22 protein-coding genes are annotated in these 21,657 nt (G+C 69.9%); 9 read left to right on the forward strand and 13 right to left on the reverse strand.

Annotated features, from left to right (window positions below; translation table 11 throughout):
- The first annotated feature begins 115 nt into the window (after positions 1–115).
- Positions 116–901: a hypothetical protein gene (locus OG978_RS09875; RefSeq protein ID WP_326764832.1), complete on the forward strand. Its 786-nt coding sequence runs from the start codon at positions 116–118 to the stop codon at positions 899–901.
- Positions 902–1,020: 119 nt separating this feature from the next.
- Here the strand turns inward: OG978_RS09875 and OG978_RS09880 are convergent, their stop codons facing one another.
- The 3 genes from OG978_RS09880 to OG978_RS09890 all read right to left on the reverse strand — a co-directional run bounded on the left by OG978_RS09880 (position 1,021) and on the right by OG978_RS09890 (position 3,197).
- Complete coding sequence (locus OG978_RS09880; RefSeq protein WP_326764833.1) at positions 1,021–1,269, reverse strand: chaplin; 249 nt, start codon at positions 1,267–1,269, stop codon at positions 1,021–1,023.
- Positions 1,270–1,414: 145 nt separating this feature from the next.
- A complete protein-coding gene (locus tag OG978_RS09885; RefSeq protein ID WP_124718426.1) occupies positions 1,415–2,059 on the reverse strand; it encodes a response regulator in 645 nt (214 codons plus the stop codon).
- Positions 2,052–3,197, reverse strand: a complete 1,146-nt coding sequence (locus OG978_RS09890; RefSeq protein ID WP_326764834.1) for a GAF domain-containing sensor histidine kinase — start codon at positions 3,195–3,197, stop codon at positions 2,052–2,054. Before OG978_RS09890 ends, OG978_RS09885 begins: the two co-directional genes overlap by 8 nt.
- 521 nt (positions 3,198–3,718) lie before the next feature.
- On the opposite strand from OG978_RS09890, the gene OG978_RS09895 reads away from it, so the two are divergent.
- Positions 3,719–4,480, forward strand: coding sequence for a transglycosylase SLT domain-containing protein (locus OG978_RS09895; RefSeq protein ID WP_326764835.1), 762 nt, complete (start codon positions 3,719–3,721; stop codon positions 4,478–4,480).
- A 103-nt stretch (positions 4,481–4,583) separates the two neighbouring features.
- On the opposite strand, the gene OG978_RS09900 is transcribed toward OG978_RS09895, so the two are convergent.
- On the reverse strand, positions 4,584–7,157 hold the full coding sequence (locus OG978_RS09900; protein ID WP_326764836.1) for an ABC transporter ATP-binding protein/permease: 2,574 nt from the start codon (positions 7,155–7,157) through the stop codon (positions 4,584–4,586).
- 379 nt (positions 7,158–7,536) lie between these two features.
- Here OG978_RS09900 and serB point away from each other — a divergent pair, with 379 nt between their 5' ends.
- Complete coding sequence (gene serB, locus OG978_RS09905) at positions 7,537–8,793, forward strand: phosphoserine phosphatase SerB (protein ID WP_326764837.1); 1,257 nt, start codon at positions 7,537–7,539, stop codon at positions 8,791–8,793.
- Positions 8,794–8,931: 138 nt separating this feature from the next.
- Here serB and OG978_RS09910 read toward each other — a convergent pair whose 3' ends face one another.
- From OG978_RS09910 to OG978_RS09925, 4 genes are all read right to left on the reverse strand, one after another.
- Positions 8,932–9,450 (reverse strand): SixA phosphatase family protein, encoded by a 519-nt coding sequence (locus tag OG978_RS09910; RefSeq protein ID WP_326764838.1) that lies wholly within the window; start codon positions 9,448–9,450, stop codon positions 8,932–8,934.
- Between the two features lie 74 nt (positions 9,451–9,524).
- Entirely contained in the window at positions 9,525–9,731 is a 207-nt protein-coding gene (locus tag OG978_RS09915) for a hypothetical protein (RefSeq protein ID WP_326764839.1), read from the reverse strand.
- Positions 9,732–9,883: 152 nt separating this feature from the next.
- Positions 9,884–9,994, reverse strand: coding sequence for an SGM_5486 family transporter-associated protein (locus OG978_RS09920; protein ID WP_326769984.1), 111 nt, complete (start codon positions 9,992–9,994; stop codon positions 9,884–9,886).
- A 26-nt stretch (positions 9,995–10,020) separates the two neighbouring features.
- Positions 10,021–11,322 (reverse strand): CynX/NimT family MFS transporter, encoded by a 1,302-nt coding sequence (locus OG978_RS09925; protein WP_326764840.1) that lies wholly within the window; start codon positions 11,320–11,322, stop codon positions 10,021–10,023.
- 137 nt (positions 11,323–11,459) lie between these two features.
- On the opposite strand from OG978_RS09925, the gene OG978_RS09930 reads away from it, so the two are divergent.
- The gene (locus OG978_RS09930) at positions 11,460–12,134 is read left to right on the forward strand and encodes a FadR/GntR family transcriptional regulator (RefSeq protein WP_326764841.1); all 675 of its coding nucleotides are present in this window, start codon (positions 11,460–11,462) and stop codon (positions 12,132–12,134) included.
- An 80-nt stretch (positions 12,135–12,214) separates the two neighbouring features.
- On the opposite strand, the gene OG978_RS09935 is transcribed toward OG978_RS09930, so the two are convergent.
- The 3 genes from OG978_RS09935 to fabG all read right to left on the reverse strand — a co-directional run bounded on the left by OG978_RS09935 (position 12,215) and on the right by fabG (position 14,269).
- Positions 12,215–12,610 (reverse strand): hypothetical protein, encoded by a 396-nt coding sequence (locus OG978_RS09935; protein ID WP_326764842.1) that lies wholly within the window; start codon positions 12,608–12,610, stop codon positions 12,215–12,217.
- Positions 12,611–12,776: 166 nt separating this feature from the next.
- The gene (fabI, locus tag OG978_RS09940) at positions 12,777–13,544 is read right to left on the reverse strand and encodes an enoyl-ACP reductase FabI (RefSeq protein WP_326764843.1); all 768 of its coding nucleotides are present in this window, start codon (positions 13,542–13,544) and stop codon (positions 12,777–12,779) included.
- 5 nt (positions 13,545–13,549) lie between these two features.
- Positions 13,550–14,269 (reverse strand): 3-oxoacyl-[acyl-carrier-protein] reductase, encoded by a 720-nt coding sequence (gene fabG / locus OG978_RS09945; RefSeq protein WP_326764844.1) that lies wholly within the window; start codon positions 14,267–14,269, stop codon positions 13,550–13,552.
- 453 nt (positions 14,270–14,722) lie between these two features.
- Between fabG and OG978_RS09950 the strand changes: the two genes are divergently transcribed.
- The 3 genes from OG978_RS09950 to tyrS all read left to right on the forward strand — a co-directional run bounded on the left by OG978_RS09950 (position 14,723) and on the right by tyrS (position 19,048).
- Positions 14,723–16,246, forward strand: a complete 1,524-nt coding sequence (locus tag OG978_RS09950) for a TldD/PmbA family protein (RefSeq protein WP_326764845.1) — start codon at positions 14,723–14,725, stop codon at positions 16,244–16,246.
- A gap of 82 nt (positions 16,247–16,328) precedes the next feature.
- Complete coding sequence (locus OG978_RS09955; RefSeq protein ID WP_326764847.1) at positions 16,329–17,723, forward strand: metallopeptidase TldD-related protein; 1,395 nt, start codon at positions 16,329–16,331, stop codon at positions 17,721–17,723.
- Between the two features lie 59 nt (positions 17,724–17,782).
- A complete protein-coding gene (gene tyrS, locus OG978_RS09960) occupies positions 17,783–19,048 on the forward strand; it encodes a tyrosine--tRNA ligase (protein WP_326764849.1) in 1,266 nt (421 codons plus the stop codon).
- Positions 19,049–19,122: 74 nt separating this feature from the next.
- Here the strand turns inward: tyrS and OG978_RS09965 are convergent, their stop codons facing one another.
- Positions 19,123–19,398 carry a GlsB/YeaQ/YmgE family stress response membrane protein gene (locus tag OG978_RS09965; protein ID WP_317861297.1) on the reverse strand — a complete coding sequence of 92 codons (276 nt, stop codon included), beginning with the start codon at positions 19,396–19,398 and terminating at the stop codon, positions 19,123–19,125.
- Between the two features lie 248 nt (positions 19,399–19,646).
- On the opposite strand from OG978_RS09965, the gene OG978_RS09970 reads away from it, so the two are divergent.
- Positions 19,647–20,012, forward strand: coding sequence for a DUF3099 domain-containing protein (locus OG978_RS09970; RefSeq protein ID WP_326764850.1), 366 nt, complete (start codon positions 19,647–19,649; stop codon positions 20,010–20,012).
- Between the two features lie 239 nt (positions 20,013–20,251).
- Positions 20,252–20,500, forward strand: a complete 249-nt coding sequence (locus OG978_RS09975) for a hypothetical protein (RefSeq protein WP_326764851.1) — start codon at positions 20,252–20,254, stop codon at positions 20,498–20,500.
- Between the two features lie 9 nt (positions 20,501–20,509).
- Here OG978_RS09975 and moaA read toward each other — a convergent pair whose 3' ends face one another.
- Positions 20,510–21,499, reverse strand: coding sequence for a GTP 3',8-cyclase MoaA (moaA, locus tag OG978_RS09980; protein WP_326764852.1), 990 nt, complete (start codon positions 21,497–21,499; stop codon positions 20,510–20,512).
- Between the last annotated feature and the right edge of the window lie 158 nt (positions 21,500–21,657).

A 21,657-nucleotide genomic window follows, 5' to 3' on the forward strand; every position in this document is an offset into this window, starting at 1 on the left:
AGATCGTCGGTGCCTGTGGGCACAGCTCCCAGGGAAATCTACGCCACCGCGCGAGTGCTCCCGGCGCTGGGCCCGTGTGGCGACAGGCCCCGGGCCCGTTCCCTAGGCTGTTCCCATGCTTTCGGAACCACGCTCAGGGCTGTTGGCCGCTTGGGGAAACGCGCTTCTGGCGGGACTGGTGTCGCCGGACGAGGCGGCGCTCGCCATTGTCGGGGAGGACGCGGTGCACCGCGTCGAGGGACTGCCGGGCGAGGCGGGGCCGGTCGGGCTCACGCTGGCGCTCGGGCGGTTGCGGGGTCTGGGGGTGACGGGTTTCCGGGTGGCGTTGCCGGCACCCGGGCATCCGCTGGGGCTGAGCGGCCCGCCGGACTTCAACGCGCGGGCGTTGGAGGCCGAGGAGGCGGTGGTGGCCTTCGGTGCGCCGTACGGACTGGTCCCCGAGGTGCGTGAGGCGGGGCCGGACGGGGATCTGCACGTCGAGGTGGTGTGGCGTTGTCTGCCTGTACGGGAGGCGCCGCCGGCCGATGTGCCGTCGCTGAGCGAGGCGGAGCGGGAGCTCGCCGAGGCGTTGCGGGACGCGACGGCGGTGCTGGCGCGGATGGACGTGGCCGGTTCGGGGCCGGTGGCCGAGGCAGCGGTGGACGCGTACCGGGCGCGGGCGGAGCGGGGGCGCGAGGTGCTGGCTCCGGGGTACCCGCCGCGGGCGATGCGGGTGCTGGAGCTGGCACAGCGGGTGGGGCTGCTGATCTCGGTGGCGTACGAGAACGGGCACGGCGGGGCGGTGAGCGCTTCGGAGATCGCGGCCCGGGGCGAGGCGCTGCGGCCGGTGGAGCGGGTGGCCCGGCGGGCGCAGGTTGCCGCGTACAACGCGTATGTGGAGGAGCGCGAGCGGGAGCGGTAGGCCTTGGCCGGGTGGGCCGCGGGTGTCGCCGGACGGGCTCGATGCACCCGTCCGGCGAGGTGTGAACGTGGAGTCGGCGACGTATGACCGTGGAATCGGTCAGCCGGCCATGGGGTCGGTCAGCCGTTCAGGCCGAGGTTGCCGAAGGCCGGGTTGAGCAGGCCGACCACGTTGATCGTGTTGCCGACCACGTTCACCGGGACGTCCACCGGGACCTGGACGACGTTGCCGCTGACCACGCCCGGGGAGTGGGCCGCGACACCGTCGGCACCCGCGCCGTGTCCGGTGGCGGAGGCCGCGCCCGCGCCGGCGGCGATGATTCCACCGGCGATCATGGTGACGGCAGCGGCCTTCTTCAGGTTCTTCACTTCTTGATCCTCCTAGCGTGACTGCGGCCAGCGGCCGCAGCACCCTGGAGAACGCCTCGCCGCCGAACAGGTTGCGCCATCCGGGTGACATACACCCGACAGTATGAATCTCAGTCCGGAGGGAGACGGTCCGCTTCGCCCCCGGTCAGCCCGCCGCCCCGTGCCGGACGGCCCAGAGGGCCGCCTGGGTCCGGTCCGAGAGATCCAGCTTCATCAGGATGTTCGAGACGTGTGTCTTGACGGTCTTCTCGGAGAGGACCAGGGCTCGCGCGATCTCGCGGTTGGAGCGGCCGTCGGCGATCAGGCCCAGCACCTCCCGTTCCCGTTCGGTGAGCGTGCTCCCCCGGCCCGTGCCGCTGCCCGAGTCCTCCTGGGCGAGCAGGGCTCCCGCCACCTCCGGCTGGAGCAGGACGTGGCCCGCGTACACCGAGCGGATGGCACCGGCCAGGGCGTCCGGGTCGACGTCCTTGTACACATAGCCGGAGGCTCCGGCGCGCAGGGCGGGGACCACGGTGCGCTGCTCGGTGAAGCTGGTGACGATGAGGACCTTGGCCGGGTTCTCCAGCTCGCGCAGCCTGCGCAGCGCCTCGATGCCGTCGGTGCCGGGCATCTTGATGTCCATCAGGACGACATCGGGGCGGAGCTCCTCGGTCCTGGCCACCCCCTCGGCGCCGTCGGCCGCCTCGCCGACCACTTCTATGTCGTCCTGGATCTCCAGGAACGTGCGCAGACCGCGGCGGACCACCTGGTGGTCGTCGACCAGCAGCACCCTGATGATCTTGTCAGCCACCGGGTACCTCCATCTCGATCGTGGTGCCCTTGCCGGGCTCCGATTCAACGGTGAGCCTTCCGCCGACGCCGTTCGCGCGGTCCCGCATCGACACCAGGCCCAGATGCCGGCCCGCCTGCCGGGTCGCCGTGGGTTCGAAGCCGTTGCCGTCGTCGGCGATCCGCAGCAGCGTGCCGCTGCCTTGCCGGGCCAGCGTGACGTCGACGTGCTCCGCCCCGGAGTGGCGCAGCGCGTTGTGCAGGGCTTCCTGGGAGACCCTCAGCAGCGCTTCCTCCTGGGCGGCGGGCAGGGCCCGTATGCCCAGGCTCTCGAAGGTGACCCGGGCCGTGTGGGCCCGGTCCAGGACCTGGATCTGGGTACGGAGCGTGGCGACGAGACCGTCCTCGTCGAGCGCGGCGGGGCGCAGCTCGACGACGGCGGCGCGCAGTTCGTCCACGGCTTCCGCGGCGAGCGCGGCGACCTGCTGGAGCTCGCCCTTGGCGCGGGCCGGGTCGCGGTCCACCAGCGCGGTGGCTGCCTGGGCCGTCAGCCTCAGTGAGAAGAGCTTCTGGCTCACCGCGTCGTGCAGCTCGTGGGCGAGCCGGGAGCGCTCCTCGGCGATGGTGAGCTCCCGGCTGCGTTCGTAGAGCCGGGCGTTGGTGAGGGCGATCGCCGCGTGCTGGGCGAGGATGGCCAGCAGTTCCTCGTCCTCGGCGGTGAAGCCGCAGCTGCCCTCGGGTTTGGGGCAGCGCTTGTTGGCGAGGAAGAGCGCGCCGATGATCTCCTCGCCGTCCCTGATGGGCAGGCCGAGGAAGTCGGACATGTCGGGGTGGGCGGAGGGCCAGCCCTCGAAGCGGGGGTCCTTGCGGACATCGGCGAGGCGCTCGGGCTTCGCCTCGTGGAGCATCGAGGCGAGGATGCCGTGCTGTCTGGGCAGCGGGCCGATGGCCTTCCACTGCTCGTCGCTGACTCCGTCGACGACGAACTGGGCGAAGCCGCCGTGGTCGTCGGGGACGCCCAGGGCGGCGTACTCGGCGTCCAGCAGTTCGCGGGCCGAGGCGACGATCGTCTTCAGGACGTCGCGCACTTCGAGATGCCGGCTCATGGCGAGCAGCGCGGCGCTCACAGCTGCGAGACCCGACGGTGGGCGATGGCTCATGGCCTCACCGTACCGGCGGGGTTCGGACGCCGTATCGGCCTGTGGACGGCTGCGGATTAGGGCGCAGGGACTAGGTCCTCTCGTTTGGATCACGCCGGATCCAAACGAAAGACCCTAGGTCCGTCCGCCCATGCATGAGGAGCGGCCCCTGCACGGGAGCGGCCGATACAGAGGAGTGGCGATCGCGCCGGGCGCCCGCCCCAGAGACGGAATCTCACACTCCGAATTGCTTGAGCAACGGTTGGTGAAGTTGTTACGCACCCGATGTGAGGCCGCACATAGGACCCACGTCACTTACGAAGACCGCTAGTGGACACATAAGCGCCGCATCAGTGGTTATGAGCGCGGCCCCACACGTTCGAGCGGGGACCCGGTCCACTACCTGGGTTCGTACGTCACACCTTTGCCACCGGATTTTGCTGGCGCTAAGAATTGCACTCGTCCCCGACGGAGATGCGAAAACGCCGCTTCCCGTCTTCGTCCTCCGTGAGGACTCCCGCGATTCGAAGAGGTATGTCTGCATGTCCGTGTCCAGCATCCCCGGCCGTCGTCGTCGCCTGAACAAGACCCAGAAGCTCTCCGTCGCGGGCATCTCCGCCATGGCCGTCGCCGCGCTCTCGTTCTCGCTCGTCCCCGCCAACGCAGACCCCAAGCCCGAGGCCGCGACCCCCGTGTCCGCCGCCCCCGTGGTCCTCGCGTCGGCTGCCGGTACTCCGCAGGCCAAGGCCGTGCAGGCCAGCATCATCGAGCAGCACTCCACCGCCGAGAAGCTGGTGAAGGCAGCCGACCTCGCCAGGGCCAAGAAGGCCGCCGCCGCGAAGGCCAAGGCCCAGGCCGCCAAGGCCAAGGCCGAGGCCGAGGCGAAGGCCCGGGCCGCCGCCAAGGTGAAGGCGAAGGCCGTCGCCTCCGAGCGCACCGAGACGCAGGCCGCCAGCCGCTCCGAGGCCCGTACCCCGGTCTACGCCAACAACCTGAACGGCTGGATCAACCAGGCCCTGGACATCATGCGGGCCAACGGCATCCCCGGTTCGTACGACGGCCTGCACCGCAACATCATGCGCGAGTCGACCGGTAACCCGAACGCGGTCAACGGCTGGGACATCAACGCCCAGAACGGCACCCCGTCCTGCGGCCTGCTCCAGGTCATCCAGCCGACGTTCAACGCGTACCACGTGCCCGGCACCTCGTCGAACATCTACGACCCGGTCGCCAACATCACGGCCGCGGCCAACTACGCGGCCGACAAGTACGGCTCGATCGACAACGTCAACGGCGCGTACTGACCGGCACCGCGCATCGCCGGGCAGCGTCTGCGTACGCCGAAGGGCGGCACCCCCGCGTGGGGTGCCGCCCTTCGGCATTCGATTCCGGTGCCGGTGCCCGCGCCTACTTGCGCATGACCTCCGGCTCGTGGCGGCGCAGCAGTCGCGCGACCACGACGCCGCAGATGATGCCGAGCAGCAGGAGTACCGAGATGTTGATCCCCCACTGGCCGGCCGAGTGCTCCCACAGCGGGTCCAGATCGGTCGGGTTCTTCGGGTCCCACGGCGCCATGAGGTGCGAGAGGTCGAGCGTCGTGCCCGCGCCGGCGATGGCCCAGCGGGACGGCATCAGCCAGGCGAACTGCTCCAGGCCGGGCGAGCCGAACACCTGGAAGAGGATGCCGGTGAAGACGACCTGGACGATCGCGAACATGACCAGCAGCGGCATGGTCTTCTCGGCGGTCTTCACCAGCGAGGAGATCACCAGGCCGAACATCATCGAGGTGAAGCCGAGCGCGATGATCGTCAGGCAGAGCTCGACGGCCGGCGGCATGATCAGGCCCTCTTCGGGCAGCTCGCGGGTGGCGAAACCGATGCCGCAGATGATGACGCCCTGGAAGGCGGTGATCACGCCGAGGACGATCACCTTGGACATCAGATAGGCGGAGCGGGACAGACCGGTGGCCCGTTCCCGTTCGTAGATGACGCGTTCCTTGATCAGTTCTCGTACGGAGTTGGCCGCACCGGAGAAGCACATGCCGACCGCGAGGATCAGCATGATCGTTCCGGCGGCTCCGTTGAACCGGGACGGCGGCTTCGGCGGGGCCAGGCCGAAGTCGGCCGGGATGACGACACTGACCACGCCGAGCACGGCGGGCAGGATCACCATCAGGCCCATGAAGCCCTTGTCGGACGCGATCACCGAGATGTAGCGGCGCATCAGCGTCCACAGCTGGGCCGACCAGCTCTGCGGCTTCGGCGGGCGCATCTGCTGCGGGGGCGGCATGTGTACGGACTGCGCGGCGACGGCGTCGATGTCCGCGGCGTACATCTGGTAGTGCTGCGAACCGCGCCAGCGGCCCGCCCAGTCGTAGTCGCGGTAGTTCTCGAACGCGGAGAAAACGTCGGCCCAGGTGGTGTAGCCGAAGAAGTTGAGCGCTTCCTCCGGCGGGCCGAAGTAGGCGACGGAACCGCCCGGCGCCATGACGAGCAGCTTGTCGCAGATCGCCAGCTCGGCGACGGAGTGCGTGACGACCAGGACGGTGCGGCCGTCGTCGGCCAGGCCGCGCAGCAGCTGCATGACATCGCGGTCCATGCCCGGGTCGAGGCCGGAGGTCGGCTCGTCCAGGAAGATCAGCGACGGCTTGGTGAGCAGCTCCAGGGCGACGGAGACGCGCTTGCGCTGACCGCCGGAGAGCGAGGTGACCTTCTTGTCCTTGTGGATGTCGAGCTTGAGCTCGGCGAGGACTTCGACGATCCGGGCCTGGCGCTCGGCCTCGGTGGTGTCCGCGGGGAAGCGGAGCTTGGCCGCGTACTTGAGGGCCTTGGTGACGGTGAGTTCCTTGTGCAGGATGTCGTCCTGCGGGACCAGACCGATGCGCTGGCGCAGCTCGGCGAACTGCTTGTACAGGTTCCGGTTGTCGTAGAGGACGTCGCCCTGGTTGGCGGGCCGGTAGCCGGTGAGCGCCTTGAGCAGGGTGGACTTTCCGGAGCCGGACGGGCCGATGACCGCGACGAGCGACTTCTCCGGGACGCCGAAGGAGACGTCCTTGAGGATCTGCTTCCCGCCGTCGACCGTCACCGTGAGGTGGCGGGCGGAGAAGGAGACCTCACCGGTGTCGACGAACTCTTCGAGCCGGTCGCCGACCAGGCGGAAGGTCGAGTGACCGACGCCGACGATGTCGTTGGGGCCGATGAGCGCGGAGCCGGACTTGGAGAGCGGCTGACCGTTGACGTACGTGCCGTTGTGCGAACCGAGGTCACGGATCTCGAAGCGGCCGTCGGGGGTCGCGTGGAATTCGGCGTGGTGGCGCGAGACCTGGAGGTCGGAGACGACCAGTTCGTTCTCCAGCGCACGACCGATGCGCATGACGCGGCCGAGGTCCAGCTGGTGGAACGTGGTCGGGCTGCGGTCGCCGTACACCGGCGGAGCCCCCGCGGCACCGCCGGGACCGCCCGCGCCGGGCATCTTCGCCATGCCCTGCTGCTGCGGGACCTGGGGCTGTACGGGCTGCTGCTGCGGCGGGCCCTGGGGGGCCTGGTGCTGCCAGCCCTGTTGCGGCTGTTGCGGAGCGGGTGCCTGCTGGCCGGGCCAGCCGGCGCCACCCTGCTGGGGCGGCTGGGCGGGGGCCTGCTGGGCACCCGCGCCCTGACCGCTGTACACATCGGCGCCCGCCGCGGCGGTGAAATTCAGCCGCGGGCCGTCAGTGGCATTGCCCAGATGCACGACGGAGCCGGGGCCGATCTCCAGCTGCTGGATCCGGCTGCCCTGCACATAGGTGCCGTTGGTGCTGCCGTGGTCCTCGATGAACCAACTCCGGCCCCCCCAGCTGATCGTGGCATGCCGCCACGACACCCTGGCGTCGTCGATCGTCAGGTCGCCCTGCGGATCGCGCCCGAGGGTGCACGACCTGGACGGATCGAGCGTCCAGGTCCTTCCATTCAATTCCAGTACGAGTTCCGGCACTCCGCGCCCCACTAGTTGTCCCCCGTGTTGCCCCCATCACAGGGGGCCTAGGGATGCTGAACATCGTGAGGAACTATTCCAGGACCAGTCCCGGATACGAAAGTCGGGCGGGGTGAAGACCCCGCCGAGACCTGCATCGTTACGGTGCCGACACGAATAAAGGGAGCAGGGTGCGGTAAGCACCCCGAGTACGTACGAACCATTGCTGAACGGAGCATTCCGGGCTCCGGGGATTCGCCGCGCCCCGACCCCCGCGACCACCGAATGGATCCGGACGCGCGCGGTCCGTCACCGCGCCGGTGCTCCGGGCGGGGGTACGGGGCCGACGCGCTGTCCGCTCCGCGGGACGGGCCTCCGGCGCCCCGGAGCGGACCGATACGGTGGAAGCACCATGAGCGCATCTCAGCCACCTCGGTCCTCCTCGTCTCCTGAGTCCCCTGAGTCCCGTCGGGGCACCGACACACCCACCCTTCTCGTGAAGATCTTCGGGAAGGACCGCCCCGGCATCACCGCCGGGCTCTTCGACACCCTCGCCGCCTACTCGGTCGATGTCGTCGACATCGAGCAGGTCGTCACCCGTGGCCGCATCGTCCTGTGCGCCCTGGTCACCGCCCCGACCGCGGGCGACACCACCGAGGGCGATCTGCGGGCGACCGTGCACAGCTGGGCCGACTCGCTGAAGCTGCAGGCCGAGATCATCTCCGGTACCGGTGACAACCGGCCGCGTGGTTACGGGCGTTCCCATGTGACGGTGCTCGGGCACCCGCTGACCGCGGAGTCGACCGCCGCCATAGCGGCCACGATCACCTCCACCGGCGGCAACATCGACCGGATCTTCCGGCTCGCGAAGTACCCGGTCACGGCAGTCGAGTTCGCGGTGTCCGGCACCGGGACCGGGGAGCTGCGGACCGCACTGGCGACGGAGGCCGCCGGCATCGGTGTCGATGTCGCGGTGGTGTCGGCCGGGCTGAGCCGCCGGGCGCAGCGGCTGGTCGTCATGGACGTCGACTCGACGCTCATCCAGGACGAGGTCATCGAGCTCTTCGCCGCCCACGCGGGCTGCGAGGACAAGGTGGCCGAGGTGACCGAGCAGGCGATGCGCGGCGAGCTCGACTTCGAGCAGTCGCTGCACGCACGGGTGGCGCTGCTGGCCGGGCTCGATGTGTCGGTGGTGGACAAGGTGCGCGCCGAGGTGCGGCTGACGCCGGGCGCGCGCACCCTGATCCGTACGCTGAAGCGGCTCGGCTACCAAGTGGGTGTGGTCTCGGGCGGGTTCACCCAGGTCACCGACGATCTGAAGGAACGGCTCGGGCTCGACTTCGCCTCTGCCAACACGTTGGAAGTGGTCGACGGAAAGCTCACGGGACGGGTCGTCGGCGACATCGTCGACCGGGCCGGCAAGGCCCGGCTGCTGCGCAGTTTCGCCGCGCAGGCCGGGGTGCCGCTGGCGCAGACCGTCGCGATCGGTGACGGTGCGAACGACCTGGACATGCTGAACACCGCCGGGCTCGGGGTGGCCTTCAATGCCAAGCCGGTGGTCCGCGAGGCCGCGCACGCCGCGGTGAACGTGCCGTTCCTGGACACCGTGCTGTATCTGCTCGGCATCACCCGCGAGGAGGTCGAGGCCGCCGACGGCCTCGTCGACTGAGACGTGCGCGCGTACGAGCACTGAGATCTTCGCGCGTACAGCCCTGGCGCGTGCGCGTATACGACACTGACGCGTTCGCGCGTACGAGCAGGGCCCCGGCGCTTTCCGCACCGGGGCCCTGCTCGTACGACAGCGAGGTCAGTCGTTGGGCGTCCAGTACTCGACCAGCTTGCCCACTCCGTGCTCCACGCCCTTCCAGGATCCGGTGAACTCGACGACTGCGAACGCGGCGGTGGGGAAGCCGCCGCGGGTCATCCGGGTCAGGGCGTCGCCCTCGGCCGATTCCGAGAGAGCGTCGGCGACCGCGTGCATGCCGGGGTTGTGGCCGATGACCAGGAGGTCGTGCACATCGTCGGGGGTCTCGTTGATCAGGGCGATGAGCTCACCGAGGGACGCCTCGTACAGCCGCTCCTCGTACACGGTCCTGGGGCGGTGCGGCATCTCGTGGACGGCCAGCTTCCACGTCTCGCGCGTCCTGGCGGCGGTGGAGCAGAGGGCCAGATCGAGGTCGATCCCGGAGTCGACGAGTTTGCGGCCTGCGACGGGGGCATCCTTGCGGCCGCGCTCCGCGAGCGGCCGCTCGTGGTCGGAGTCCTGCGACCATTCCGCCTTTGCATGCCTGAGAAGGACGATCCTGCGAGGTGTATCGACGCTCATACACCTCAGCTTCGCATGAAATGTGCCGTCCGGCTCAGGGTGTTGAAGGGCTTGTGCGGGGTGCGCGGGCGGCGTCAGGCGGTCACCCGGGCCATGATTCGCTCGAGCAACCGGCTGATCGCCGGGTCGGTGGTCGCGGCGTGCGCCTCGCCGGATCCCACGATCAGCAGCATCAGTGCGGCGAACGCGATCGCGGGCAGCGCGATGGCCCACCACGGCAGCCGGACCTCGACGCCGCCCGCGGCCGGGTGAGTGGTCGGGGTGTGCGTTCGGGCCGGCATGTCCGCCTCCGTGGGTCATCGGTACTGATACCGAAAACCTACGGATCCGGGGCCGCCGGACCCATCCGGCGACCCACCCACTTCACCCTGACCCTGGCCCCCTAGGGGATGGTGGTGCCAGCCCTACCATCGACGGCCGGTGACCGTGCGGATCAGGGGGACGCGATCGAGGCGATCACCGCGACGATCACGGTGATCAGCAGCATCGCGCCGAGTACGACGAGGAACTTCTTCTGACCGTTCTGGGGATTCGGGTCGAGCACAGGAGACATGGGGCCAGTCTCGCACTTCAGCATTCGTCCTCGATCGTCCGGTCCCGCCCGGCCAGGATTCCGACCGCCATCTGCGGCACCATGAGGCCCGCCATCAGCGCGATCGGCAGCTCCCAGCCGCCGCTGTTCTGGTAGAGCACACCGATCAGCAGCGGTCCCGGGATCGAGATCAGATAGCCGACGGACTGGGCGAACGCGGACAGCCGGACCACTCCCGCGCCGGTGCGCGAGCGCATGCCGATCATGGTCAGGGCGAGCGGGAAGGAGCAGTTCGAGACGCCGAGGAGCAGCGCCCAGGCCCAGGCCCCGTCGGCCGGCGCGAGGTAGAGGCCCGCGTAGCCGATGAGGCCGCAGCTGCCGAGGAAGACGACGATCGGGCCCTGGTTCTTCATCCGGGTCGCGACCCTCGGGATGACGAAGGCGAGCGGCACGCCCATCGCCATGGTCACGGCGAGCAGCACTCCCGCCGTACCGGCCGAGACCCCGGCGTCGCGGAAGATCTGCGGCATCCATCCCATGGTGATGTACGCGGCGGTGGCCTGGAGGCCGAAGAAGCAGGCGAGGCCCCAGGCGGTACGGCTGCGGGTGATCCTGAGGGCCGGGGCGCCCGGCTGCTGGGCGGCGGACTGCCCCGGGGCGCCGCGCCGGTCCCGTACAACCGGGATCCAGGGCAGGATCGCGGCGGCGGAGAGCACGGCCCAGACGCCGAGCCCCAGACGCCAGCTGCCGCCCATCGCGCTGGTCATCGGCACGGTCACCGCGGCGGCGAGCGAGGTGCCGAGGGCCAGGGCCATCGAGTAGAGCCCGGTCATGGAGCCGACCCGGTCCGGGAACCAGCGCTTGACGATCACCGGCATCAGGACGTTGCTGACGGCGATGCCCATGAGGGCGAGGGCGCTCGCGGCGAGGAAGCCGGCCGTCCCACCGACGAGCGGCCGGATCACCAGACCGGCGGTGATGGCGATCATGCCGGCGCAGACGACCGCGCCCGGGCCGAAGCGGCGGGCGAGGCGAGGCGCCATGATGCCGAAGATCGCGAAGCAGAGCGGCGGTACGGAGGTGAGGACGCCGGCGACGCTGCCGCTCATGTGCAGCCCGTCCCGTACCTCTTCGAGGAGGGCGCCGAGGCTGGTGATGGCGGGGCGGAGGTTGAGCGCGGTGAGGACCAGCCCGACGACGACCAGCCGGAGCAGCCAGGGAGAGGGCCCGTCGGCGGCCTGTGCCGCCCGCGGGTCCTGCGAGGTCTGTGTGGCCAGGGGTTTCGTGGGGGCGTCCACCGTGGTGGCGGGGGTCAGGGTCCGGGTCTCGTCGTCGGGCATGAGGCCCATCATAGAATCATGGGATGATTGATTGTCCAATCAGACGGGAGTCCCTCTGAGACGATTCGCTTCAGGCACAGCAACTGCAGCGACTCCCGTCACCCCTCATCACCCCAGCAACCCGACCAAGGAGCACCATGGCGCTGACGTCTCCGCGGCGTTCGGCACTCGCCGACCAGGTGATTGCCCAGCTCAGGAATCAGATCACCTCGGGCGAGTGGCCCGTGGGTTCACGCATTCCCACCGAGCCCGAACTGGTGGAGCAGCTGGGGGTGGCACGCAACACCGTCCGGGAGGCCGTGCGCGCGCTCGCGCACAACGGCCTGCTCGACATCCGGCAGGGGTCGGGCACCTATGTCGTCGCCACCAGCGAGCTGGCCGGGGTGATGCACCGCCGTTTCGCGTCCGCCGATCCGCGCCATGTCGCCGAGCTGCGCTCCACCCTGGAGTCGTCGGCGGCGAGGCTGGCCGCCGCCCGGCGGACCGAGCGGGATCTGAAGCAGCTGGACGCGCTCATGGCGCGCCGGGAGGAGACCTGGGCCGCGGGTGACGCCGAGGCGTTCGTGGCGGCGGACGCGACGCTGCATCTGGCGGTGGTCGCCGCCTCGCACAACGACGTGCTGACCGGTCTCTACGCCGACCTGGGCGATCTGCTGCGCGACTATCTCAGGGGCGACATCGGTCATGAGCTGCGGCCGGAGAACCACATGGACCACGGCAGGCTGGTCGAGGCGATCCGGGCGGGGGACGGGGAGACGGCGGCGGCCGAGGCCGCGAGTCATGCACTGAGCTGTCTGGTGGACCGGGTCTAGATCTGGTCTAGACCGGGCGGTCCTGGGTCGTGTCCTGCACCCGGTGCGTGACCCAGACCAGGACCGGGTCTAGATCTGGTCTAGACCGGGCGGTCCTGGGCCGTGTCCTGCACCCGGTGCGTGACCCAGACGGAGCCGACTTCCTTCCAGCAGCGGTCGTCGATCCGCACGGTCCGCCCGGGGCCCACGTCGACCGGGGCGGCGTCGGCGTCTATGTCCCACCAACGGCGGCATTCGGTGTGCAGTTGTACGCGGTCGGTGGAGGGGTACGGGTTGTGGCAGTAGGCGACGACCCGGGAGCCCCGGACCGACGTACGGCATTCGGCTCCGGCGGGGTCGGGGGTGGGAGCGGCGGGGGCGGATGCCCCGGCTCCCAGCCGCCCCGCCATGGATATCCCCACCGGGGCGGCGAGCAGTCCGGCGACGGCTGTGCAGGCCGCCAGCAGGGCCCCGGTCCGGCGACGTGTGGAGCGCACAGCGACCTCCTCCCCGTAGCCTGACCCGAGTCCGGTTCATCACATTCTGCGGTGGATCGACCGCATTTTCGACTTGAGCGGGCCGAAGCCGGGCGCGGACACGACACAGCCGCGTACCACCTGCTCGGAGGCGGTACGCGGCTGTGTCAGAGCCTGTCGTACGAGATCAGGCGCCAATCATGTGCACGCCACCGTCGACGTGGATGATCTCGCCCGTGGTCTTCGGGAAGAAGTCCGAGAGCAGCGCGACGATGGCACGGCCGGCCGGCTCCGGGTCGGACATGTCCCACGCCAGCGGGGAGCGGGTGTTCCACACCTCGGCGAGCTCACCGAAGCCCGGGATGGACTTGGCGGCCATCGAGCCGATCGGTCCGGCGGAGACCAGGTTGCAGCGCAGCCCGTCCTTGCCCAGGTCGCGGGCGAGGTAGCGGGAGGTGGCCTCCAGCGCGGCCTTGGCCGGGCCCATCCAGTCGTACTGCGGCCAGGCGAACTGCGCGTCGAAGGTGAGGCCGACGATCGAGCCGCCCTCGCTCATCAGCGGCTTGCAGGCCATGGCGAGCGACTTCAGCGAGAACGCCGAGACGTGCATCGCGGTGGCGACGGACTCGAACGGGGTGTTGAGGAAGTTGCCGCCGAGCGCGTCCTGCGGCGCGAAGCCGATGGAGTGGACGACGCCGTCGAGCGAACCGAGCTCGTCCTTCACCAGACCGGCGAGCCGGTCAAGATGCTCGGCGTTGGTCACGTCCAGCTCGATGACCTTGGCCGGCTTGGGCAGCTTCCTGGCGATGCGCTCCGTCAGCGTGGGCCGGGGGAAAGCGGTCAGGATGATCTCGGCACCCTGCTCCTGGGCCACCTTGGCGGTGTGGAACGCGATGGACGACTCCATCAGCACCCCAGTGATGAGGATGCGCTTGCCGTCGAGAATTCCGCTCATGGTGATCAGTGACCCATGCCCAATCCGCCGTCAACGGGGATGACGGCTCCAGTGATGTACGACGCGTCGTCGGAGGCGAGGAAGCGCACCGCGGCGGCGATCTCCTCGGGCTGCGCGTAGCGGCCGAGCGGCACCTGGGACACGATGCCCTTGCGCTGCTCCTCGGTGAGCACCTGCGTCATGTCGGTGTCGACAAAACCGGGCGCGACGACGTTGAAAGTGATGTTCCGCGAACCGAGTTCACGGGCCAGCGACCGGGCGAAGCCGACCAGACCCGCCTTGGACGCGGCGTAGTTCGCCTGCCCGGCCGAGCCGAGCAGGCCGACCACGGAGGAGATGAGGACGACGCGGCCCTTCTTGGCGCGCAGCATGCCGCGGTTGGCGCGCTTGACGACCCGGAAGGTGCCGGTGAGGTTGGTGTCGACGACGGACGTGAAGTCGTCCTCGGACATCCGCATCAGCAACTGGTCCTTGGTGATACCGGCGTTGGCGACCAGCACCTCCACGGGACCGTGCTTCTCCTCGATCTCCTTGTAGGCCTGCTCCACCTGTTCGGCGTCGGTGATGTCGCAACGGACCGCGAGGACACCGGCCTCGGTGAGCGCCGCGGGCGGCTCACCGGAGCGGAAGGTGATCGCGACCTTGTCGCCGTTGTCGACGAAAGCGCGGGCGATGGCGAGGCCGATGCCCCGGTTTCCTCCGGTGACGAGAACCGAGCGGCTCAACGGATCACCCTTTCCCTAGCGGTCTGGTACGTCGAAAACCTATCGGTATCAGGCGCTCCGCGAGCAATCGGCCCCTGACAGCGCCTTCCCTCGGGCACTGTGGGGTTCCTACAGTCGTGCACTCATCGATCGATCGCCGGGCCGCCGGGCGTCTCACCCGGCCGGGCGGGGGACCCGGCCTCGGCCTACGCGGCGTACACCTCCACCACCACGGGCATGTGATCCCCGCACGACCCCTCTGCGGTTCACGGCCTCGGGGTGGGCCGCGTTCAGGGCGGGCGTGATCGATGACGATCTGTGACCGGTCGGGGCGGCTTGTCCGCGGACCCATCTCGTGTGACACGCCGAACCGGGTGACGAGCCCGGCGTGTTCGTCCGGGAAACCTATGGCCGGTCGCTCTCGACGCACGACATGGTTCACTGCGGACACATGCCGAAAAGACGGAGTACTACATGCCTCATGAGGTAGATCAGTCATTCCTGGCCCTGCCGCTGCGGGCCCTCGCCGACGCGGCGCTCGCCCGCGCGCGGGCGCTGGGCGCCGTGCATGCCGACTTCCGGCTGGAGCGGGTGCGCAGCGCGTCCTGGCGGCTGCGGGACGCCCGGCCCTCCGGGTCCTCGGACACCACCGATCTCGGCTACGCGGTGCGGGTGGTGCACGGCGGGGCGTGGGGGTTCGCGTCCGGGGTGGACCTGACGATGGACGCCGCGGCAAAGGTGGCCTCGCAGGCCGTCGCCATGGCGAAGCTGTCGGCCAAGGTGATCGCGGCGGCCGGCTCCGACGAGCGGGTCGAGTTGGCGGACGAGCCGGTGCACGGCGAGCGGACCTGGGTCTCGGCGTACGACATCGACCCCTTCGACGTACCGGCCGAGGAGAAGGCGGGGCTGCTCGCCGAATGGAGCGGCCGGCTCCTGGGTGCCGAGGGCGTCGCGCATGTGGACGCCTCGCTGATGACCGTTCACGAGAACAAGTTCTACGCGGACACGGCGGGCACCGTGACCACCCAGCAGCGGGTGCGGCTGCATCCGGAGTTCACCGCGGTCGCCGTGGACGGGACGACGGGTGAGTTCGACTCGATGCGGACGATCGCCCCGCCGGTGGGCCGCGGCTGGGAGTACCTGACCGGGACCGGCTGGGACTGGGACGACGAGCTGGCGCGGATCCCCGGGCTGCTGGCCGAGAAGATGCGGGCGCCGAGCGTCGAGGCGGGAACGTACGACCTGGTCGTCGACCCGTCCAACCTCTGGCTGACCATCCACGAGTCGATCGGCCATGCCACCGAGCTGGACCGGGCGCTGGGATACGAGGCGGCGTACGCCGGGACCTCGTTCGCCACCTTCGACCAGCTGGGGAAGCTGACGTACGGCTCCCCCGTGATGAATGTGACCGGTGACCGCACCGCCGAGCACGGGCTCGCGACCATCGGGTACGACGACGAAGGTGTCGAGGCGCAGTCCTGGGACCTGGTCAAGGACGGGACGCTGGTGGGCTACCAGCTGGACCGGCGGATCGCGAAGCTGACGGGGCTGGGCCGTTCCAACGGCTGCGCGTACGCGGACTCGCCGGGCCACGTCCCCGTGCAGCGCATGGCCAACGTGTCGTTGCGGCCGGATCCGGGCGGGTTCTCCACGGAGGACTTGATCGGCGGGGTGGAGCACGGGATCTACGTGGTCGGCGACCGGTCCTGGTCGATCGACATGCAGCGCTACAACTTCCAGTTCACCGGGCAGCGGTTCTTCCGGATCGAGAACGGCAGGCTGGCCGGGCAGCTGCGCGACGTCGCGTACCAGGCGACGACGACGGACTTCTGGGGCTCCATGGAGAAGGTCGGCGGCCCGCAGACGTATGTGCTGGGCGGCGCCTTCAACTGCGGCAAGGCCCAGCCGGGCCAAGTCGCGGCCGTCTCGCACGGCTGCCCCTCCGCCCTCTTCCGGGGCGTGAACATCCTCAATACGACGCAGGAGGCCGGACGATGAGCGGTCACCACGGAACCGGCTGGGGGTCCGGGGGTCGTCCCCCGGGACAGCACAGTCTCAATACGACGCAGGAGGCCGGACGATGAGCCGCGTCAGCAAGCCGCACGAGATCGTCGAGCGGGCGCTCGAACTGTCCACCGCCGACGGCTGCGTGGTCATCGCCGACGAGGAGTCGTCCGCGAACCTGCGCTGGGCCGGCAACGCGCTCACGACGAACGGGGTGACGCGGGGTCGGACCCTGACCGTCGTCGCGACCGTCGACGGTGCGCAGGGCACCGCGTCCGGCGTGGTGTCGCGGTCCGCGGTGACCGCGGAGGATCTGGAGCCGCTGGTGCGGGCCGCCGAGGCCGCCGCGCGCGGGGCCGGTCCGGCGGAGGACGCGCAGCCGCTGGTCGCCGGGGTGCCCACGTCACCCGATTTCACGGGCGCACCGGCCGAGACGGGCTCGGACGTCTTCGCGGAGTTCGCCCCGGCGCTCGGCGACGCCTTCGCCCGCGCCCGCTCCGGCGGCCGTGAGCTGTACGGCTTCGCCCACCACCAGCTGACCTCGACCTACCTCGGTACGTCGACGGGGCTGCGGCTGCGCCACGACCAGCCGACCGGGACGCTGGAGCTCAACGCCAAGTCCCCCGACCGCACCCGTTCGTCCTGGGCGGGCCGCTCGACGCGCGACTTCAAGGACGTCGACCCGGCCGGGCTCGACGCGGAGCTGGCGCAGCGGCTGCGCTGGGCGGAGCGCCGTATCGAGCTGCCCGCCGGGCGGTACGAGACGCTGCTGCCGCCGACCGCCGTCGCGGATCTGCTGATCTACCAGCTGTGGTCGTCGACCGCGCGGGACGCCGCGGAGGGCCGGACGGTGTTCTCCAAGCCGGGCGGCGGGACCAGGCTCGGCGAGAAGCTCTCCGGGCTGCCGCTGACGCTCCGCAGCGACCCGCACGCACCGGGCCTGGAGGCGGCGCCGTTCGTGATCGCCCATGCCTCCGGGGACGGCGCCTCCGTCTTCGACAACGGTCTGCCGCTGACGTCGACCGACTGGATCCGGGACGGCCGGCTGGAGCATCTGACGACCACCCGGCACTCGGCGGGGCTGACCGGGCAGCCGGTCGCGCCGGCGATCGACAACCTGGTGCTGGAGGGCGGCGGTGAGCGGTCCCTGGCGGAGATGGTGGCCGCGACGACCGGGCGCGGACTGCTGCTGACCTGCATGTGGTACATCCGGGAGGTCGATCCGGCGACGCTGCTGCTGACCGGGCTGACCCGCGACGGGGTGTATCTCGTCGAGGACGGCGAGGTCGTCGGCGAGGTGAACAACTTCCGGTTCAACGAGTCGCCGGTGGACCTGCTGTCGCGGGCCACGGAAGCGGGCCGTACGGAGAAGACGCTGCCGCGCGAGTGGGGCGACTGGTTCACCCGGGCCGCGATGCCCGCGCTGCGGATCCCGGACTTCAACATGAGCTCGGTGAGCCCGGGTGTGTGACCCGCCTAGACTGAGCAGGAAAGCCATTACCCGTACGCACCAAGAGGAGCACCGGAACCGTGACGGACATCGTCGACGAGCTGAAGTGGCGCGGGCTGTTCGCCCAGTCCACTGACGAGGACGCACTGCGCAAGGCTCTCGCGGACGGTCCCGTCACCTTCTATTGCGGCTACGACCCCAGCGCTGCGAGTCTGCACGTCGGCCATCTGGTGCAGGTGCTCACCATGCGCCGGCTCCAGCAGGCCGGTCTGCGGCCGCTCGCCCTGGTGGGCGGGGCCACCGGTCAGATCGGTGACCCGCGGCCGACCGCGGAGCGCACGCTGAACGATCCGGAGACGATCGCCAACTGGGTGACGCGGCTGCGGTCCCAGATCGAGCCGTTCCTGTCCTTCGAGGGCGAGAACGCGGCGGTCATGGTGAACAACCTGGACTGGACCTCGGGCATGTCCGCGATCGAGTTCCTCCGGGACATCGGCAAGCACTTCCGCGTCAACAAGATGCTGACCAAGGAATCCATCGCCCGGCGGCTGGAGTCCGACGAGGGCATCAGCTACACCGAGTTCAGCTACCAGTTGCTCCAGAGCATGGACTACCTGGAGCTGTACCGGCGCTACGGCTGCACCCTCCAGCAGGGCGGCAGCGACCAGTGGGGCAACCTCACCGCCGGTCTCGACCTGATCCACCGCCTGGAGCCGGGCGCCGAGGTGCACGCGCTGGCGACGCCGCTGATGACGAAGGCGGACGGGACCAAGTTCGGCAAGTCCGAGAGCGGGGCCGTCTGGCTCGACCCGACGATGACGACGCCGTACGCGTTCTACCAGTTCTGGCTGAACGTGGACGACCGGGACATCTCCCGGTACATGCGCATCCTCAGCTTCCTCAGCCCCGCTGAGCTGGAGGAGTTGGAGAAGGTCACCGAGGAGCGTCCGCAGGCCCGGACGGCGCAGCGCGCGCTGGCCGAGGAGCTGACGACGCTGGTGCACGGTGCCGATCAGTGCGCCGCGGTCATCGCGGCGTCGAAGGCGCTCTTCGGTCAGGGTGAGCTCGGCGAGCTGGACGAGGCGACGCTGAGCGCCGCACTGTCCGAGGTGCCGCACGCGCAGGTCACCGAGCTCGGCCCGCTGGTGGACCTCCTGGTGGAGGTCGGCCTGGCGCCGAGCAAGTCGGGCGCCCGTCGCACGGTGAAGGAGGGCGGTGCGTACGTGAACAACGTCAAGGTCGCGGACGGCGAGAGCGCGCCGGCCCGCGAGGCGTTGCTGCACGGGCGCTGGCTGGTGCTGCGCCGGGGCAAGAAGAACCTCGCCGCCGTCGAGGTCACCGGCTGATCCCGGCCCGTATCGGCACTGCGGCCGGACACGCGCGATGCGTGTCCGGCCTCAGTGCGTTGTGCCCCGGTGGTTCAGGTCTTCTGTTTGGTGCCGCGGATCGAGGCCCACAGCATGTCGCCGACGCCGACGACCACCACCGCGCCGATCAGCTGGAGCAGATGGCGGATCCAGTCGATGCCCTTGGTGTCGTTGACACCGATCCAGGTGGCGACGGCGTTGCCGAGGACGCTGCCGATGATGCCGAAAATGATCGTCAACCAGAGCGGGATGTTCTGTTTGCCGGGCAGGATCGCCTTCGCGATCAGACCGAGCACCAGCCCCACGATGATTGCCCACAACCAGCCCATGTCGCCTCCTCGTGCGACGCGATGTCGCGCATGTGCCGCCCAGTCTCGGCCCGCGGGCCGTGCACCGCACGCCGGAAGGGTCCGTACGTGCGGTGCGGATACCGATATGTACGAACAGGGCGTGCCCCGGTCTCGAAGCCGCCGTGCGCCGGGCGTACCGTGGTTGCGGTCCGGTCCGGGGTGCGTCCGGCGCGGGAATGAGGTACCCCTGGCCCGTCAGGCGCTGGGGGAAGGGTGATGGAGACGTGATGCGGAAGCAGAGCGGCGGCGAGGTCTTCCGGATCACGGAGGCCCGGCAGGGACTCGCGGACGATGTGCGCGGCAGGCAGCGGCGCTATGTGATCTCGATGTCCGTACGGACGGTGTCGGTGGTCCTGGCCGCGGTGCTGTGGAACGTCGAGCGGTACGTCGCGATCGTGGCGCTCGCACTCGGGGTTCTGCTCCCGTACGTGGCGGTGGTCATCGCCAACGCGGGCCGGGAGAACACCCCTTCGCTTCCTTCCACCTTCGTACCGGCACCGATGCGGCCGGTACGCGACGCCGCGCCGGTGGCCGGTGCCGCGGAATCCGGTCCGGAGGGTGACGGGGTCCGCCGCGGCGGGGAATCCGTGTGAGCCCGGTTGGGTGCGCCATGCACCCGAGGCTCAGGAAAACCTCAGATCAATCATGAAGTTACGGTGCACCGCACCCCCGTCTGCGTGACATACTTCGTAGGCGCTCCGCATCCCCCGTCGGAGCGACAGACCGACGCCGGGCAGCTCCCCCCGTGGCTGCTCGGCGTCGCTTTTTCTCCGGCCGGGGATGCGGTCGGGCGACGGTCTGATCCCAAACGGGAGGACCTAGGGTTGAGTCCGTGAACTCCCCTGAAACCGCGGCCGAGAGCGCTGCCGCCGCACCCATCTGTTCCGCCAAGGGCTGCCGGGCCGATGCCGTATGGGTGCTCGCCTGGAACAACCCGAAGCTGCACACCCCGGAGCGTCGCAAGACCTGGCTGGCCTGCGAGGAACACCGGGAGCACCTCTCCTCGTTCCTGGATGTCCGGGGTTTCCTCAAGGACGTCGTGACACTGGCGGAGTGGGAGTCCCGCGCCGACGACCGGTAGGGGCCGCCCCTAACCGCCGATCGCCGACATGGGCCGGTCGGGCTGCAGGAAGGACGGGTCGTCCAGACCGGATCCGGCCTTCTTTCCCCACATCGCGAGCGTCCAGATACGGGCGATCTCCTCGTCCGGCGCGTCCGAGCGCAGGGCGCCGCGCAGGTCGGTCTCCTCGCGGGCGAAGAGGCAGGTGCGCACCTGGCCGTCGGCGGTGAGCCTGGTCCGGTCGCAGGCCCGGCAGAAGGGGCGGGTGACGGAGGCGATGACACCGACCCGGTGGGGGCCGCCGTCGACGATCCAGCGCTCGGCGGGGGCGGAGCCGCGCTCTCCGGCGTCCTCCTCGGTGAGGGTGAAGCGGGTGCGCAAGGACTGGAGTATGTCGCCTGCCGTGATCATGCCGTCGCGCTTCCAGCCGTGCTGGGCGTCGAGCGGCATCTGCTCGATGAAGCGGAGCTCGTACCCGTGCTCGATGGCCCAGGCGAGCAGCTCGGGGGCCTCGTCGTCGTTGAGCCCCGGCATCAGGACGGTGTTGACCTTGACCGGGGTGAGCCCGGCGTCGCGCGCGGCTTCGAGGCCGGCCAGCACGTCGTGGTGGCGGTCGCGGCGGGTGAGGGTCTTGAAGACGTCGGGGCGCAGGGTGTCCAGCGAGACGTTGACCCGGTCCAGCCCCGCGGCCTTGAGTGCGGCGGCGGTGCGCCCCAGACCGATGCCGTTGGTGGTGAGGGACATCCTGGGGCGTGGGCCGAGGGACGCGCATCGCTCGACGATGCAGACGAGCCCGGGGCGCAGCAGCGGCTCGCCGCCGGTGAAGCGGACCTCGGTGATGCCGAGCCGGGTGACGGCGATGCGGATCAGCCGGACGATCTCGTCGTCACTGAGCAGGTCGGGCTTGGCCAGCCATTGCAGGCCCTCTTCCGGCATGCAGTACGTGCACCGCAGATTGCACCGGTCGGTCAGTGAGACGCGCAGGTCGGTGGCCACCCGGTCGTAGGTGTCGATGAGCATGTGGGCCCCCTCCCCCAATTGCTTCCCGGGTGCCGAGTCCGCTCTTCCGGCCCTTCCGGCTGACTCTTCCGAGACTACGCGAGAGCTGTGACATCGGCGGGGCCCGTATGACACGAGGAGCGGCGTGGCCGTGTCGTAGGACCCTACGACACGGCCAC

This window comes from Streptomyces sp. NBC_01591 (genome assembly GCF_035918155.1).
In the GTDB taxonomy this organism is placed as follows: Bacteria; Actinomycetota; Actinomycetes; order Streptomycetales; family Streptomycetaceae; genus Streptomyces.